15 protein-coding genes are annotated in these 14,473 nt (G+C 71.4%); 7 read left to right on the forward strand and 8 right to left on the reverse strand.

Going from position 1 to position 14,473, the window contains the following annotated elements:
* Positions 1-3: 3 nt before the first annotated feature.
* The 4 genes from ACIBAF_RS15630 to ACIBAF_RS15645 all read right to left on the reverse strand — a co-directional run bounded on the left by ACIBAF_RS15630 (position 4) and on the right by ACIBAF_RS15645 (position 4,442).
* Positions 4-1,722 (reverse strand): ABC transporter substrate-binding protein, encoded by a 1,719-nt coding sequence (locus ACIBAF_RS15630; protein ID WP_399463743.1) that lies wholly within the window; start codon positions 1,720-1,722, stop codon positions 4-6.
* Positions 1,723-1,872: 150 nt separating this feature from the next.
* Positions 1,873-1,968 (reverse strand): Ms4533A family Cys-rich leader peptide, encoded by a 96-nt coding sequence (locus ACIBAF_RS15635; RefSeq protein WP_399463744.1) that lies wholly within the window; start codon positions 1,966-1,968, stop codon positions 1,873-1,875.
* 70 nt (positions 1,969-2,038) lie between these two features.
* Positions 2,039-3,337 carry a DUF3152 domain-containing protein gene (locus ACIBAF_RS15640; protein ID WP_399463745.1) on the reverse strand — a complete coding sequence of 433 codons (1,299 nt, stop codon included), beginning with the start codon at positions 3,335-3,337 and terminating at the stop codon, positions 2,039-2,041.
* Positions 3,338-3,458: 121 nt separating this feature from the next.
* Positions 3,459-4,442, reverse strand: a complete 984-nt coding sequence (locus ACIBAF_RS15645) for an alpha/beta fold hydrolase (protein WP_399463746.1) — start codon at positions 4,440-4,442, stop codon at positions 3,459-3,461.
* A gap of 240 nt (positions 4,443-4,682) precedes the next feature.
* On the opposite strand from ACIBAF_RS15645, the gene ACIBAF_RS15650 reads away from it, so the two are divergent.
* The 4 genes from ACIBAF_RS15650 to ACIBAF_RS15665 all read left to right on the forward strand — a co-directional run bounded on the left by ACIBAF_RS15650 (position 4,683) and on the right by ACIBAF_RS15665 (position 6,553).
* Positions 4,683-4,901 carry a hypothetical protein gene (locus tag ACIBAF_RS15650; protein WP_399463747.1) on the forward strand — a complete coding sequence of 73 codons (219 nt, stop codon included), beginning with the start codon at positions 4,683-4,685 and terminating at the stop codon, positions 4,899-4,901.
* 180 nt (positions 4,902-5,081) lie between these two features.
* Positions 5,082-5,723 (forward strand): TetR/AcrR family transcriptional regulator, encoded by a 642-nt coding sequence (locus ACIBAF_RS15655; RefSeq protein WP_399463748.1) that lies wholly within the window; start codon positions 5,082-5,084, stop codon positions 5,721-5,723.
* A gap of 145 nt (positions 5,724-5,868) precedes the next feature.
* Complete coding sequence (locus ACIBAF_RS15660) at positions 5,869-6,096, forward strand: DUF3107 domain-containing protein (protein ID WP_020130831.1); 228 nt, start codon at positions 5,869-5,871, stop codon at positions 6,094-6,096.
* 181 nt (positions 6,097-6,277) lie between these two features.
* Positions 6,278-6,553, forward strand: a complete 276-nt coding sequence (locus ACIBAF_RS15665; protein WP_319673684.1) for a hypothetical protein — start codon at positions 6,278-6,280, stop codon at positions 6,551-6,553.
* A gap of 5 nt (positions 6,554-6,558) precedes the next feature.
* Here ACIBAF_RS15665 and ACIBAF_RS15670 read toward each other — a convergent pair whose 3' ends face one another.
* On the reverse strand, positions 6,559-7,296 hold the full coding sequence (locus ACIBAF_RS15670) for a ferritin-like fold-containing protein (protein WP_399463749.1): 738 nt from the start codon (positions 7,294-7,296) through the stop codon (positions 6,559-6,561).
* 512 nt (positions 7,297-7,808) lie between these two features.
* On the opposite strand from ACIBAF_RS15670, the gene ACIBAF_RS15675 reads away from it, so the two are divergent.
* Positions 7,809-10,571, forward strand: coding sequence for a DEAD/DEAH box helicase (locus ACIBAF_RS15675; protein ID WP_399463750.1), 2,763 nt, complete (start codon positions 7,809-7,811; stop codon positions 10,569-10,571).
* Positions 10,572-10,669: 98 nt separating this feature from the next.
* Positions 10,670-11,554: an alpha/beta fold hydrolase gene (locus ACIBAF_RS15680; RefSeq protein WP_399463751.1), complete on the forward strand. Its 885-nt coding sequence runs from the start codon at positions 10,670-10,672 to the stop codon at positions 11,552-11,554.
* A 21-nt stretch (positions 11,555-11,575) separates the two neighbouring features.
* On the opposite strand, the gene ACIBAF_RS15685 is transcribed toward ACIBAF_RS15680, so the two are convergent.
* Positions 11,576-12,472, reverse strand: coding sequence for an NYN domain-containing protein (locus tag ACIBAF_RS15685; protein ID WP_399463752.1), 897 nt, complete (start codon positions 12,470-12,472; stop codon positions 11,576-11,578).
* Positions 12,473-12,665: 193 nt separating this feature from the next.
* On the opposite strand from ACIBAF_RS15685, the gene ACIBAF_RS15690 reads away from it, so the two are divergent.
* On the forward strand, positions 12,666-12,818 hold the full coding sequence (locus ACIBAF_RS15690; protein ID WP_007384531.1) for a hypothetical protein: 153 nt from the start codon (positions 12,666-12,668) through the stop codon (positions 12,816-12,818).
* A 90-nt stretch (positions 12,819-12,908) separates the two neighbouring features.
* Here ACIBAF_RS15690 and ACIBAF_RS15695 read toward each other — a convergent pair whose 3' ends face one another.
* Positions 12,909-13,514: a MarC family protein gene (locus ACIBAF_RS15695; protein WP_079659837.1), complete on the reverse strand. Its 606-nt coding sequence runs from the start codon at positions 13,512-13,514 to the stop codon at positions 12,909-12,911.
* Between the two features lie 51 nt (positions 13,515-13,565).
* Positions 13,566-14,423, reverse strand: a complete 858-nt coding sequence (locus ACIBAF_RS15700) for a PHP domain-containing protein (protein ID WP_399463753.1) — start codon at positions 14,421-14,423, stop codon at positions 13,566-13,568.
* Between the last annotated feature and the right edge of the window lie 50 nt (positions 14,424-14,473).

A 14,473-nucleotide genomic window follows, 5' to 3' on the forward strand; every position in this document is an offset into this window, starting at 1 on the left:
GCGCTACTTCACCGCGACCTGCGACGGGTCCAGGACGCCGTCCCAGTCGCTGATGACGATGTTGCGGACGTTCTCGCCGTACAGCCGCTTGTAGACGGGGTGGAACAGCGGGACCGTCAGCGCCTGCTCGCCGATCCTCTTGTCCAGGGCGCCCCACCTCTTCGCGGCGGCGTCGAGATCCGTCAGCTTGTTGATCGCGTCGATCTCGGCATTGACCGACTTGTCGTCGAGGAAGCCCGTGTTGAAGTTCGCGCCGTCCTTGACGATCTGCCGGCCGTCGAAGATCGGGGCGAGGAACGGACCGCCGGAGGGCCAGTCGGCGCCCCAGTGGGCGAGGAAGAAGCCGGGCTCCTTCTTCACGTCGTGGATCGTGTCGGAGTAGTCGTTCTCCTCCAGACCCTGCAGTTTGACGGTGATGCCGGCCTTCTTGAGCGCGTCCTGGACGGCGGTCGCGATCTCCGGGCTGGTCTCGAAGTCCTGGCTGTTGGAGTGGGTGAGGGTGACGGTCAGCCCGTTGGGGTGACCGGCCGCCTTCAGCAGCTCCTTGGCCTTCGTCGCGTCGCCGGTCGCGCCGGCCGGGAAGAGGTCGTAGGGCTCGTAGCCGAAGGACTTCTGGCTCGGCAGGAAGGTGGTGGCGGCCTCGGCGAGCGAGGACCCGCCCGCCGCGTTGACGACCGACGACCGGTCGACGGCGTACGAGATCGCCTGCCGCACCTTGGGGTCGTCGAACGGCTTCACGTTCGGGTTGAAGGCGATGTAGTCGGTGTAGCCGAAGCGGCCGGTGCCGACGCGGGCGGCGAGCTTCTTGTCGCCGCTGACCTTGGCGAGCTCGGCCGGGCCGAGGTTGGTGTCCGTGGTGATGGCGGTGGCGTCCGCCCCTTGGGACGCGGACAGCCGCTGGTTGATCACCGAGGAGTCGAGCCCGGACCGTACGTCGATCCTGTCCGGGTAGGCCTTGCGCTCGGCGTCCGTCTTCTCGGACCAGTAGGCGTTGCGCACCAGGGTGAGCCGCTCACCGTCGTTCTCGTTCTTGACGACCTTGTACGGGCCGGACGAGACCGGGTGCTCCTCGTACTCGGCGCCGGTGTCCTTGGCCTTCGGGACGGGCGCGAACTGCGTCTGGGTGGCCAGGTAGGGGAACTCGCCCTCGGGCTTGTTCAGATGGAAGACGATGGTCCGGCTGTCCGGCGTCTCGATGGCGGCGAGGCCCTTGGGGTCCTTGTAGGGCCCCTGGTAGTCGGCCGCGCCGACCAGCCAGTCCCGCAGGTAGGGCGCCCCGCCGGAGAGCTCGGGGGCGAAGGACCGCTCGATGCCGTACTTGATGTCGGCCGAGGTGATCGCGGTCCCGTCCTCGTACTTCAGGCCCTCCTTGAGGGTGTACGTCCACACGGTGGCGTCCTTGTTGGGGCGCCCGGTGTCGGTGGCGAGGTCGGGGACGACCTTCGCGCCGGGGGCGCCGTTCTCGCGGTTGCGTGTGGTGAGCGTTCTGAAGACCAGGGTGGGGACCTTGCCGCCGCCGGAGGTGTAGAGGCGGGCCGGGTCGAAGTCCTGCTGCGGGTTGCTGTTCAGGATCGTCAGCGTGCCGCCCTGGTGCGGTGCGGAGTCGCTGGCGGAGGCCTTGGCATCGTTGTCCTCAGGACCGCACGCGGCGGCGCCCGCTGCCACCACCAGGCTGACGGATGCCGCGGCCACGCGGCGCGCTATGGGGGACGGATGACGCATCGAAGAGACGACCTCTCGAATGATGAGATGGAATGACGAGGAGTGAGACGGAAGTGAGCAGACGTCTGCCCGGCGCCAGGTCGTCGAAAAAGCCGTGCCCAAGGCACGGAAAAGGAAGAAAGATCGCGACGCGAACGCCAGAGGCGAGCGTCAGCTACAGAGAATGTCTGCCACGCAGAGTGTGGTCACGCCGATGAGCGCCAGCTCGATGGCGGCGCTGCTGTCGACGGAATGACTAGACCACATGCGCAGCAATATGGAGGAACTTACTGGGCATGTCAACGTGACTCATGCGACGCCCGTGCACCCGAGAGGGTCAACTCTTGGGATACGGCCAGGGGTTGGGCAGACAGTGAATCCCGTTGTGGTCGAGGAATTTCGTCTGCTGCTGCATGACCGGGGCGAGGTCGCCGTTCTTGTCGCACGTGACATGGTTGTAGTGGAGCCGGTGGCCGACCTCGTGGTTGATCAGCATCTGCCGGTAGGCGTACATCGCGTCGCCGTAGGTCTTCGAGCCCTGCGCCCACCGGTAGGCGTTGATCATCACCCGCTCGGTGGCCGCGGAGTCGCAGGAGACGTTGTCCTCGGTGGTGTCCAGGCTCGACTTGGCGCACCACTCGGCGGTGGTGCCGGGGCTGGCGAGCGTGATGACGAAGTCCGGTTTGCCCGAGTAGATCCGCTCGAAGGTGCGGGCGCCGTTGTGGGCCCAGCTGCGGTCGTCGTTGAGCGTCTTCTGCACGGCCTGCGCGAAGAGTTCGCCGTCGAGCCCGAGGCCCTGCTCCACGTCCACGCGGTAGGTGTACTTCTGCCCCGTGCCGGGCGCCTTGTCGACGCCCGGGATCGCGTCGAACTTCCCCGAGCCCTTGAGCTTGGCGCCGAGCGGGTACCGCATGTTCATCCGCTGCGCGTACGTCAGCGTGGCCACGCCGGGGGACACGGACGGGCTCGGCCGGTCGACGCCGCGCGCGGCGTCGTCGAGGCCGTCGCGGGCCTGCTCGGTGGCGGACTGCGACTGGAGGGCGTCGTCGTCGCGCCCGCCGGTGACCTGGCCGGCCACCACGACGGCCAGCACGGTGGTGACGGCGGCGGCCGCGATCCCGGTGAACGTGCGCCCTTTGGCGCCCTTGGCGTCTGTGGCGTCCTGGGCGGACTCGGGCCCGCCGGTGGGCGGCGGACCGTCCCGGTCGTCCCCGTCGAGCCCTGCCGGGGCGGCCGAACGGGAGACGGCGTTCCGCTCGGCGAGACCGGTGCGGCCGGCGTCCGAAGCGTCGAGGGAGACGTAAGGATCCTGTGCACGCGCGCGCGTGGCGGCGTACGGCGTCCCCGCGCGCGTGAAGACGTCGTCGCCCTCCTCGAAGGCGTCGAGGTAGTCCTGGCGCGGGCCCTGACGGGGCCCCTGGCGCGGGTCGCCCGGAGGCATCGGTCGCTGACGCGGTATCACGGGCTGCCCGGTACCCGTCTGCCGTCCTCTCAAGTCACCCCAGCCGCCCCCGGTTTCACGCTGCTCGGGGTGGCCGCCCCGCACCTGCGGGAACCCGTGGGCGGGCGTCCCGTCGGGGAAGCGGGGCAGTCCGTCCGCGGGGGTGCCGTCGTGGCCCGGGGGCGGCGTCTGCACGCGGGCGCCCCGGGAGTCCCCTGGCATAGGCGCCGGGGGAGCCTCCTGCGGCGCGCCGGAGGCGCTCTTCGCGGCGCCCTTGGGCGCGGGTCCACGCCGGCTGTGGCGTCCCACGTCGGCCTCAGCCCCCCGTGGTCTCGGTCGAGGTCGCGGCCCCGGTCTCGGCGAGGAGCTCCCGGACCGCCGTCGCCACCGTCTCGGGGTACTCCATCATCGCCACGTGCCCGGCGTCCGGCAGCGTCAGCAGCCGGGAGTCACGGAAGGCGCGGGCGGCCCGCTGGGCCATGCGGAAGCCGACGAGCTGGTCGCGGCCGCCGTAGACGAGGAGGGTCGGGGCGAGGACGCGCTCGGCCTGACGCCACAGCCCGTGCTGGCCGCCCAGGGTGTACGCGCTGAGCAGCCCGCGCGTGGAGCGCGTCATCGCGTCCCAGAAGTACGGCAGCTGCAGTCGCCGCTCCAGCTCCTCCACCGCATGCCGGAACGCCTCCGGAGAGACCCGTCCGGGATCGCCGTAGCAGAGCGCCGTGACGCCTCGGACGCGCTGTTCGGCCGTCCACTCGCGGGTGAACCGGCTGAAGAGCGCGGCCACGCCGGGCAGACCGACCAGGCCGGTGGGCACCGCGGTCCGCTGGACGCGTAGCTCGGGCAGCGCGGGCGAGACAAGCGTCAGCGTCCGCACCAGGTCGGGGCGGACCGCGGCGACACGCGTGGACACCGCGCCGCCGAGGGAGTTGCCGAAGAGGTGGACGGGCCCGCGGCCGGCCGCGTCGAGGTAGCGGATCACGGCACGCGCGTGTGCCGTGATGGAGTAGTTGCCGTCGTCCGGCGGCGGGGAGTCGCCGAAGCCCGGCAGATCGACGGCCTCGCTCGCCACCACCCCGTCGAGCAGCGCCATCAGCGCCGACCAGTTCTGCGAGGAACCGCCCAGGCCGTGCACGTACAGCGCGGGCTCGAGACCCGCGCGCGCGGGCGGCCGGGAACGGATCGTCAGCGTGACGCCCGGCAGCCCCACCGACCGGACTCGCTCACCCTCGGCGACCCGCACGGCAGTCGCCTTCGGCAGCACACTGGTGGGCGGCACGGAGGGCAGCTCGGTCGAAGACATGCGGCAATGTTACGAGACGATCACGCGCAGCCTTGTGTGTTCGCCGTCACACGCACGGGTCGAACATAGGTCGAGACCGACACCGCACCGGCACCGCTCGTACGCCATACCAGCGCGAATCAGGGGCACTCCGCATACGGATCGCATAGCGTCCGAAACGGGTGTCTCCTAGGCTCGTACCGAGGGCACCCGCTTGTGGCCCTGCAGCTCGCAGGGGCGTTCGGAGGAAGGGAGCCCACCATGGCCGTTGACCCCACCGACCCGGAGACGTTCGAAGAGGACGACGACTTCGGGGAGATCGACGTCGAGGCGCCGGAGAACGACGCCGCCGAGCAGTACACGGACGTCGCGGCGGAGCGCGACGACCCTCTGGAGGACGTGGACCCCGGCCGGGCCAACGAGGCCGATCTCGTCGAACAGGCCCGCGTCGTCTCACTCGACGAGGACGACTATCGCTGACCGGCGACGAGCTGGAGCGGGCCGGAGTATGCCCGGAACATACCGGTTCAAAACCATCTCTACCGCTTTTGCTGCCGTCCGGTCCGTGAAATTCTGCGCTCGCACCGCGCACACCACGGTTACCGAAAAGTACGATGGCGGCGCGGCGCTCACCGCAAGAGGACCACTTTGGGAGGCGGCGTGACAGCCATCGAGCAGACAGAGGCGGCGCGCCCGCGGGGCACACGCCTGCCGCGCCGTGCCCGACGGAACCAGCTGCTGGGCGCCGCCCAGGAAGTCTTCGTCGCGCAGGGCTATCACGCGGCCGCGATGGACGACATCGCCGAGCGGGCCGGCGTCAGCAAGCCGGTGCTCTACCAGCACTTCCCCGGCAAGCTCGACCTCTACCTGGCTCTGCTGGACCAGCACTGCGAGTCCCTGATCCAGGCCGTGCGCGGCGCGCTCGCCTCGACGACCGACAACAAGCAGCGCGTGCGGGCCACGATGGACGCGTACTTCGCGTACGTCGAGGACGACGGCGGCGCCTTCCGTCTGGTCTTCGAGTCGGACCTGACGAACGAGCCCGCGGTGCGCGAGCGCGTCGACAAGGTCGCCACCGAGTGCGCCGAGGCGATCTGCGACGTCATCGCCGAGGACACCGGTCTCTCGCGCGCGGAGTCGATGCTGCTCGCCTCGGGTCTGGGCGGCCTCGCGCAGGTCGTGGCCCGGTCCTGGCTGCACAGCGACCGCAGCGTCCCGCGCGACCAGGCGGTGCAGCTACTGGCCTCGCTGGCCTGGCGAGGCATCGCCGGCTTCCCGCTGCACGGCACCGATCAGCACTGACCGCAGGGCGCTCGGCTTTTTGTTCCCGCCCGCTGTTCGCTCCTGGCGTGGACGGCCACGCCGTGTACGTCCCCTCACCGGGCTAATGTGTGCTGCGTACGGCGCGGACGCCCGCGCACCTCATGACCGTCGGAGGGACATAGCCGTGGAGGTCAAGATCGGCGTGCTGCACGCGCCTCGCGAGATCGTTCTGGAGAGCGGTCAGACTCCCGAGGAGGTCGAGCGCGTGGTGGCCGAGGCGCTGGCCGGGAAGTCGCAACTGCTCAGCCTCGTGGACCAGCACGGCCGCAAGGTCCTGGTTCCGGCCGACCGTCTGGCCTACGTCGAGCTGGGCGAGCCCGCCCCGCGCAAGGTGGGCTTCGGCGCGCTGTAAGCCGGCGGACCAGCTGTAGCCGCAGAACAGGAGAGGGGCCCGACCGGCGTCGGGCCCCTCTCCTGTTTCTCGTTCACGGACGGCACACAGGTCGACCACAGATGAGGATTGCATTCCGCAGGTCACGGGTATGACGGGCTACGACCTTGGTGCACGGCCCAGCCGCTCGGGAGGGACCTACATGATCTTGGAAGCGCTCGGCTCCGCTGTGCTCGGTCTGGTGCTGGCGTGGGCGGCGGTCCACCGCCTCTCCCACCGCCTGCCGGTCCGCACCCTCGTCCTCGCGACGGGCGTCGCCGGAGCCCTGTTCGGTGACTTCGTCACCCACAGCGCGCTGGGCTCCGGCTCCGTCCTCGCGAGCCTGCTCGGCGCGGCGGTCGTCTCCGCCGCCTCCCTCTCCCTGCTGCTGCGCCCGTCCGGCCACTTCCGCCGACGATCGGCGCCGGCGCAGGTCTGAGTCTTCTAGGCGGCCAGCCCCAGCGCCGCCATCCGCTTGGTGTGGGCCTCGGTGATGCGGGAGAACATCCGGCCCACCTCGGCGAGGTCGAAGCCGTCCGCGACGCCGCCCACGAGCATCGTCGACAGGGCGTCGCGGTCCGCGACCACCCGCTGGGACTGCGACAGGGCCTCACCCATCAGCCGCCGCGCCCACAGCGCGAGCCGCCCGCCGACCCGCGGCTCCGCGTCGATCGCCGCTCGCACCCGGTCCACGGCGAAGCCGGCGTGTCCGGTGTCGTCGAGCACCGCCAGCACCAGGGCGCGGGTGTCGCTGTCCAGACGCACCGCGACCTCACGGTAGAAGTCACTGGCGATCGAGTCGCCGACGTACGCCTTGACGAGGCCCTCCAGCCAGTCGGAGGGCGCCGTCTGCCGGTGGAAGCCGTCGAGCGCGGCGACGAACGGGTCCATCGCCTGCGTCGGCTCCTCGCCGATCTCCGTGAGCCGGTTGCGCAGCCGCTCGAAGTGGTGGAACTCGGCGGACGCCATCTTCGCCAGCTCCGCCTTGTCCTCCAGCGTGGGCGCCAGCTTGGCGTCCTCCGCGAGCCGCTCGAACGCCGCCAGCTCGCCGTACGCCAACGCACCCAGCAGATCCACGACCGCGGCCCGGTACTGCGGGTCGGCGGAGGCCGTCGCCCAGTCCTGGGCGGCGATACCGGTGGCGGTGTTCTCGGGCTTGTCAGAGGTCGTCATGAAGCGCACAATAGCCCGCTCGCCGCACGGTGGAAGTCCCTGGTCAGTCAGTGTGACAACGAAGACGTACGGGACCACGCCAGGCACTGTGACAACCACAACGTGACCGAATCGGCCATCACATGTGCACGATTCCGGGGTATGGTGGTAATGCGCCTGCCGAATATTCGACGGGCCGCACGTATGAGGATGCCCGGTCGGTGGCCCGATCGGCTCCGACCCGACAGCCCTCCCTGACCGTACGGCACTGTGCGTACGACGATCGGAGGGAACCCCTCAGCGGTACGAGCGCTAGAGCGTCGGCAGAGGTCCCGTGCCATACGGCAGTGCCCCCAAGGGCCGCCCGTAGGGCAGCCGACGTCCCCCGGCACGGTCCGTCAAAGACCCCCGCGCTCGCCTCGCACCGCGCACACAGAAGAGGCAGCACCCTGACTACGACGTTTCGAGAGCTCGGAATCCTTTCCGAGACCGCCGAGGCCCTGGAGGCCGTCGGCATCACCACCCCCTTCCCCATCCAGGAGATGACGCTCCCCGTGGCCCTCACGGGCACGGACGTCATCGGCCAGGCCAAGACCGGCACCGGCAAGACGCTCGGCTTCGGCCTCCCGCTCCTCGAGCGCGTGACCGTCCCCGCCGACGTCGAGGCCGGCCGCGCCCAGCCCGAGGCCCTCACCGACGCCCCGCAGGCGCTCATCGTCGTCCCCACGCGTGAGCTGTGCACGCAGGTCACCAACGACCTGCTGACCGCGGGCAAGGTGCGCAACGTACGCGTCCTCGCCATCTACGGCGGCCGGGCCTACGAGCCCCAGGTCGAGGCCCTGAAGAAGGGCGTCGACGTCGTCGTCGGCACCCCGGGCCGCCTGCTGGACCTCGCGGGCCAGAAGAAGCTCGACCTCAAGCACATCAGGTCGCTCGTCCTCGACGAGGCCGACGAGATGCTCGACCTGGGCTTCCTGCCCGACGTCGAGAAGATCATCAACATGCTTCCGGCGAAGCGTCAGACCATGCTGTTCTCGGCGACCATGCCGGGCGCCGTCATCGGTCTCGCCCGCCGCTACATGTCGCAGCCCACGCACATCAACGCGACCTCGCCCGACGACGCGGGCAGGACCGTCGCGAACACCAAGCAGCACGTGTACCGCGCGCACAACATGGACAAGCCCGAGATGGTCGCGCGCATTCTGCAGGCCGACGGCCGGGGGCTGGCCATGGTCTTCTGCCGCACCAAGCGCACCGCGGCCGATCTCGCCGACCAGCTCCAGCAGCGCGGCTTCGCCTCCGGCGCCGTCCACGGCGACCTCGGCCAAGGGGCCCGCGAGCAGGCGCTGCGCGCCTTCCGCAACGGCAAGGTCGACGTTCTCGTCTGCACCGACGTCGCTGCTCGCGGCATCGACGTCGAGGGCGTCACGCACGTCATCAACTACCAGTCCCCCGAGGACGAGAAGACGTACCTGCACCGCATCGGTCGTACCGGCCGCGCGGGCGCCAAGGGCATCGCCGTCACGCTCGTCGACTGGGACGACATCCCGCGCTGGCAGCTCATCAACAAGGCGCTGGAGCTCGACTTCAACGACCCGCCGGAGACGTACTCCACCTCCCCGCACTTCTTCGAGGAGATGAACATCCCCGCGGGCACCAAGGGTGTCCTGCCGCGCGCGGAGCGCACCCGCGCCGGGCTCGACGCGGAGGTGCTGGAGGACCTGGGCGAGCCGGGCGGCCGCGCCGGACGCGGTCGCGGTGACCGCAATGACCGCGGTGGCCGGGGCGAGCGCGGTGGCCGGGGCGACTCCCGCTCCGGCGCCGGCGAGCGTTCCGGCGCCGGTGAGCGTTCCGGCGCCGGTGAGCGCGAGCGTGCCGCCCGTACGCCGCGTCGCCGCCGTCGTACGCGCAACGGCTCCCCGCTCGACGCGACGTCGGCGCCCGCCGCGACCACGGCGCCGGAGCAGGCCGCACTGGCCGAGCCGGCGTCCGTGACGGAGGAGGCCGCCGGCCCGCGCACGCCGCGCCGTCGGCGTCGTACGCGCAGTGGGTCGGCGCAGGAGGCCGTCGCTGTGACGGCCACCGCCACCGCTGCGGCCGTCGAGCCCGTCGCCGAGGCCGCGGAAGCGGCCGTGACGACGGCGGAGAGCCCGGTTCTCGACACCCCGGAGTCCGCTCCGCAGGTCCCGGCGCAGCCGCGCCGTCGCCGTACCCGCAAGGCGGCCGCCGCTGCCGAGACCGTGGTCGACACGGTGGAGGCCACAGAGGCGCCCGAGGCGGTCGAGGCGGTCGAGGCGGTCGAGGCCAAGCCGCGCCGCCGCACCCGGAAGGCGGCGGCCCCGGCCGAGGCCCCGGAGGTCACCGCGGCCGTCGAGCCCGAGCCCCAGCCCGAGGTCAAGCCGCGCCGGACCCGTAAGACGGCTGCCGCGGCCCCGGCCGAGGCCGCGGTCGACACCGCCGAGGCGGTCGAGGCCAAGCCGCGCCGCCGCACCACCCGCAAGGCCACCGAGCCCGAGACGACGGTCACCACGGCCGACATCCCGGCCCAGGCCACGCAGGAAGCCGCAGCCACCAAGCCCCGCCGCACCCGCAAGACGGCAGCGACGGCCCCGGCCGACGCCGCAGTTGCGGTCGCGGTCGACACGGCCGAAGGCACGGAGGCCGAGGCCAAGCCGCGACGCCGCACCACGCGCAAGACGGCGGCCTCGGCCGAAGCCGCCGTGGACACGGCCGAGGCCACGGAGGCCAAGCCGCGCCGTACGCGCAAGACGGCGGCAACGGCCGCCACGGCTGCCGCGACCGTCGAGGCCCCGGAAGCCACCGAGGCAGCGGCCAAGCCGCGCCGGACCCGCAAGGCAGCGGCCACGGCTCCGGCCGAGGCCGTGGTCGCGGTCGACGCGGCCGAAGGCACGGAGGCGAAGCCCCGCCGCACCCGCAAGACGGCAGCCTCGGCCGCCAAGGCGGCGGAGACGGAGCCGGTCGCGGAGGCCGCAGAGGTCAAGCCGCGCCGGACCCGTAAGACGGCTGCCGCGGCCCCGGCCGAGGCCGCGGTCGACACCGCCGAGGCGGTCGAGGCCAAGCCGCGCCGCCGCACCACCCGCAAGGCCACCGAGCCCGAGACGACGGTCACCACGGCCGACATCCCGGCCCAGGCCACGCAGGAAGCCGCAGCCACCAAGCCCCGCCGCACCCGCAAGACGGCAGCGACGGCCCCGGCCGACGCCGCGGTCGCCGAGGCCGAGGCGAAGCCGAGGGTGCGTCGCACCCGCAAGGCGACGGCCGCCGCGGAGCCCGCGGACGGCTGACCGACCGGCACGGTACGACAGTCCGACGGCCCGGCCCCTCCTCGGTGAGGGGCCGGGCCGTCGGCGTGCGCGGCACGCGCTCCCGGTAGCCTCGGCACGTGACCACGCCGAGCAGCAGCACCCCCTTCCCCCCGCCCCCCGGCGCGCGTGCGTACTCCCTGCGGACCGAGCGGGGCGAGTTCGCCGTCGTCGACGCGCCCGTGGCCGCCGGTGTCGAGCCGCGCGGTGTCGCGCTGCTGCTGCCAGGCTTCACCGGGAGCAAAGAGGACTTCCACCAGGTGCAGGAGCCGCTCGCGGCCCGCGGCTACCGGAGCATCTCCGTGGACGGGCTGGGGCAGAACCAGTCCGACGGGCCGGCCGAGGACGAATCCCCCTATGCCCAGGCGGAGTTGGCGCGGGACGTACTGGCGCAGGCGGCGGCCCTCGGCACGCCCCTGCACCTCGTCGGGCACTCCCTCGGCGGTCAGATCGCCCGCGCCGCCGTCCTCCTCGACCACTCCCCCTTCGTCTCGTTCACGCTGGTCTCCTCGGGTCCGGCCGAGATCTCGGAGTCGCAGCAGCGGCGCGTGAAGCTGCTGCACGAAGCGCTCGCGGTGATGACGATGCCTCAGGTGTGGGAGGCGATCCTGGCGATGGGCCCGCCGGAGGAGGTCGGCGGACCGGCCCGCGGCTTCGGCGACCCGGAGCAGTTGCGGCTGCGCTGGCTCAACCACAAGCCCGCCCAACTCCTCGTCACCGGCCGCCAGTTGTGCGCCGAGCCGAACCGGGTCGCCGAACTCGCCGCCGTCCCGCTGCCGTTCCACGTCCTGTCCGGCGCACGGGACGACACCTGGCCGGTCACCCTCCTGGACGGCATGGCCCTAAACCTGCGTGCGCACCGGACCGTCGTGCCGGCCGCCGAGCACTCACCGAACCTGGACCAGCCCCTGCCGACGGCCCGCGCACTCGCCGATTTCTGGGACAAGCACCTCCGGCAGATCTAGACCGCGACGGATCCAGCACGGCTAGTACTGCGTCTGCACGTGCTCCCAGAAGCCGTCCCGCAGGGCGCGTCTCAGGTCCGCCTGGCCGCGCAGGGAGTACTGCAGGATGCCCTCGGCCTCGACGAGGAGGTCCTGGTCGACGGAGCCGGGGAGGTAGGGGTGGCCCGGCAGCAGCTCCGCCAGGGCCTCCCTGCCCCGCGCGGCGAGCCACTTCGCCGCGATCTGCGCGCCGGCGAAGCGGACGGCCTCGCGGCTGGGCCGGCTCGCGCCGTTCGCCTCGTAGGCGGGGACGGTGCGCCGCGCGACGTAGGGCTTGAAGAAGTCGAGGTCGAGGGTGCGCTGGCTGTCGACCTCCCAGAGCAGCGGCTCGGCCTGGTTGCGGCCTTCCGGCGCCTCGATGCCCCAGAGGTGGACGCGGGCGCCGTACCCCTGCGCGGCCTCCACCGCCGAGACCAGGTCCTCGTCGCCGCCCAGCAGGGCCGCGTCGCTGATGGCACGATGGCGGGCCAGTGACTCCAGGTCCGTCCGGATCAGGGAGTCGACGCCCTTCTGCTGGTTGTTGGCGTTCAGGTTGCCCAACCGCACCTTGACGTCCGGCAGTTCGGCGATGGACTGCTGCTCGGCGGTGTGGATGCGGCGCCGGGCGCCGTCGTACCAGTAGACGCGCAGCAGCCGACTGTCGGCGAAGATCGAGCGGGCCCGGTCGATGAGCGCCTCGATCAGGCCCTCGGCGTCGAGGTCGAAGGCGCGGCGGTCCTCGGTCCCGGCCACCAGGCGCCCCGCGGCCGCGTACAGGTACCCCGCGTCGACGAAGATCGCGTGGGTCGAGGGCGTCTTGGCCACCTCGGCGAGCATGCGCGTCAGCAGCTCGTTCGTGCGGTCGATGCGGGCGGCGAGGGCCGGGAGGTCGTCGTTCATCGCCTCCATTGTCCCGGTGGTCACGCTGCGAACACAACCGGTCCCGTTCAGTCTCCGCAAACCCTCTTACCCGTTAGTAGTTAGCTGTTCGAAAAATTTCTTTAGCGTAGGGAATGTTTGTAACACGCACCGCGTTGACTCCTCATGTACGCAGCAATCCCCCTCCGGGGATGACCAGACGAAGGGAGAAGCAGTGCGCTTCGAAATCATGCGACTCGACGACGTCGACGGCACGCCCGTGGACAGCACCGTCGTGGACGCCGCCTCCGTCAACCGGATCGTTCAGCAGGCCGCCGCCATCGGGCAGCGGCTGTGGATCCGTCCGGCCGACACCTCGGCCTCGTAACACGGGTCCTTCCACACAGGTTTCAGAGCCCCCTGCAGCCGGCTTCAGTTCAAGCGGCCGTAGGGGGCTCTGCGCGTACCGGCGCCCCGCTCAGCTCGCCCGGATCACCTGGGTGACGCCGTTGATGATCTGCTGCACGGCGATCGCGGAGAGCATCATGCCCGCGAGCCGCGTCACGAGGACGACACCGCCGTCCTTGATGACACGGATGATCAACAGCGAGTAGCGCATCACCAGCCACAGCACGGCATGAATGGCGAGGATCGCCGTCCAGACCGACACCTGGGAGGCCACGCCGTCGGCCTTCTGCACGGCGAGGATCACGGACACGATCGCGCCCGGTCCGGCCAGCAGCGGCATGCCCAGCGGGACGAGCGCGACGTTGACGTCCTTGGTCTGCTTGGGTTCGTCGGTCTTGCCGGTGAGCAGGTCGAGCGCGATCAGCAGGAGCAGCAGCCCGCCCGCGATCATCAGCGCGGGCACCGAGACGTGCAGGTAGTCGAGGATCTGGTGACCCAGGAGCCCGAAGACGGTGATCACACCGCCCGCCACACAGACCGCCTGGAAGGCCATCCGCTTCTGCACCTTGCCGGGTCGCCCGGCGGTCAGCGCGAGGAAGATCGGGGTGATCCCCGGGGGATCCATGATGACGAAAAGGGTGAGAAAGAGAGAGCCGAAGACAGCGACGTCGAACATCAGTACAGAAGCCTTGCGCGAAAGGGGGTGAGTGGAGGGGCGGGGCGAGCGTCAGGCTCCGCCGGTCCCCGGCACCGGAAACGCCCCCGCGGCCCGTCGGGTGATCTCCCCGTACACCTCGGGGTCGGTCGTGTACTCGCCGAGCACGCACGTCTTGCGGCTGCCGTGGTAGTCCGACGAGCCGGTGACCAGCAGCCCCAGATCGGCGGCCAGCCCGCGCAGCCGTGCCCGGGTGTCCGCGTCGTGGTCCATGTGGTCGACCTCGATGCCGTCGAGGCCGGCCGCGGCCAGCTCGGCGATCGCCGCCTCCGGCACCGTGCGCCCCCGCTTGTCGGCGCCGGGGTGCGCGAAGACGGTGACCCCGCCCGCGCCCTTGACCAGCCGGATCGCCTCGAAGGGGTCGGTCTCGTGCTTCTCGACGTAGGCCCGGCCGCCGTCGGACAGCCAGTCCTCGGTGAACGCGTCGCTCACGGTCGGCACGACGCCCAGCTCGACCAGCGCGGTGGCGACGTGCGGCCGCCCGACGGACCCCTCACCGGCGATCCGCTCGACCTGCTCCCAGGTGACGGGCACACCCAAGGCGTTGAGCTTGGCGACCATCCCGCGCGCCCGCGGCACCCGGTCGTCGCGCACCAGCTCACGCTCGGCGAGCAGGACGGGCTCCTCGGGATCGAAGAGGTAGGCCAGCATGTGCATGCTGATGCCGTCGATACGACAGGACAGCTCGGCGCCGGTGACGAGCGTGAGCCCCCGCGGCAGCGCGGCGATGGCCTCGGCGTATCCCCGGGTGGTGTCGTGATCGGTCAGGGCGACGACGTCCAGGCCCGCGGCGGCGGCGTTGCGCACCAGCTCGGCCGGGGTGTCCGTACCGTCGGAGGCCGTGGAGTGACAGTGCAGATCGATACGCACGACGCGGACTCCAGGCGATGACAGGACGGACGGGGACGCTCCAGCATAGC

Origin of the sequence: Streptomyces sp. NPDC051677, from assembly GCF_044453465.1 — a bacterium.
Classification (GTDB): Bacteria; Actinomycetota; Actinomycetes; order Streptomycetales; family Streptomycetaceae; genus Streptomyces.

Excerpts from the sequence above, each read along its gene's own strand:
- ACIBAF_RS15630 (WP_399463743.1), bottom strand. The coding sequence starts at position 1,722 with ATGCGTCATCCGTCCCCCATAGCGCGCCGCGTGGCCGCGGCATCCGTC.
- ACIBAF_RS15665 (WP_319673684.1), top strand. The coding sequence starts at position 6,278 with ATGATCTTGGAAGCGCTCGGCTCCGCTGTGCTCGGTCTGGTGCTGGCG.
- ACIBAF_RS15635 (WP_399463744.1), bottom strand. The coding sequence starts at position 1,968 with ATGTGGTCTAGTCATTCCGTCGACAGCAGCGCCGCCATCGAGCTGGCG.
- ACIBAF_RS15645 (WP_399463746.1), bottom strand. The coding sequence starts at position 4,442 with ATGTCTTCGACCGAGCTGCCCTCCGTGCCGCCCACCAGTGTGCTGCCG.
- ACIBAF_RS15685 (WP_399463752.1), bottom strand. The coding sequence starts at position 12,472 with ATGAACGACGACCTCCCGGCCCTCGCCGCCCGCATCGACCGCACGAAC.
- ACIBAF_RS15650 (WP_399463747.1), top strand. The coding sequence starts at position 4,683 with ATGGCCGTTGACCCCACCGACCCGGAGACGTTCGAAGAGGACGACGAC.
- ACIBAF_RS15695 (WP_079659837.1), bottom strand. The coding sequence starts at position 13,514 with ATGTTCGACGTCGCTGTCTTCGGCTCTCTCTTTCTCACCCTTTTCGTC.
- ACIBAF_RS15675 (WP_399463750.1), top strand. The coding sequence starts at position 7,809 with ATGACGCTCCCCGTGGCCCTCACGGGCACGGACGTCATCGGCCAGGCC.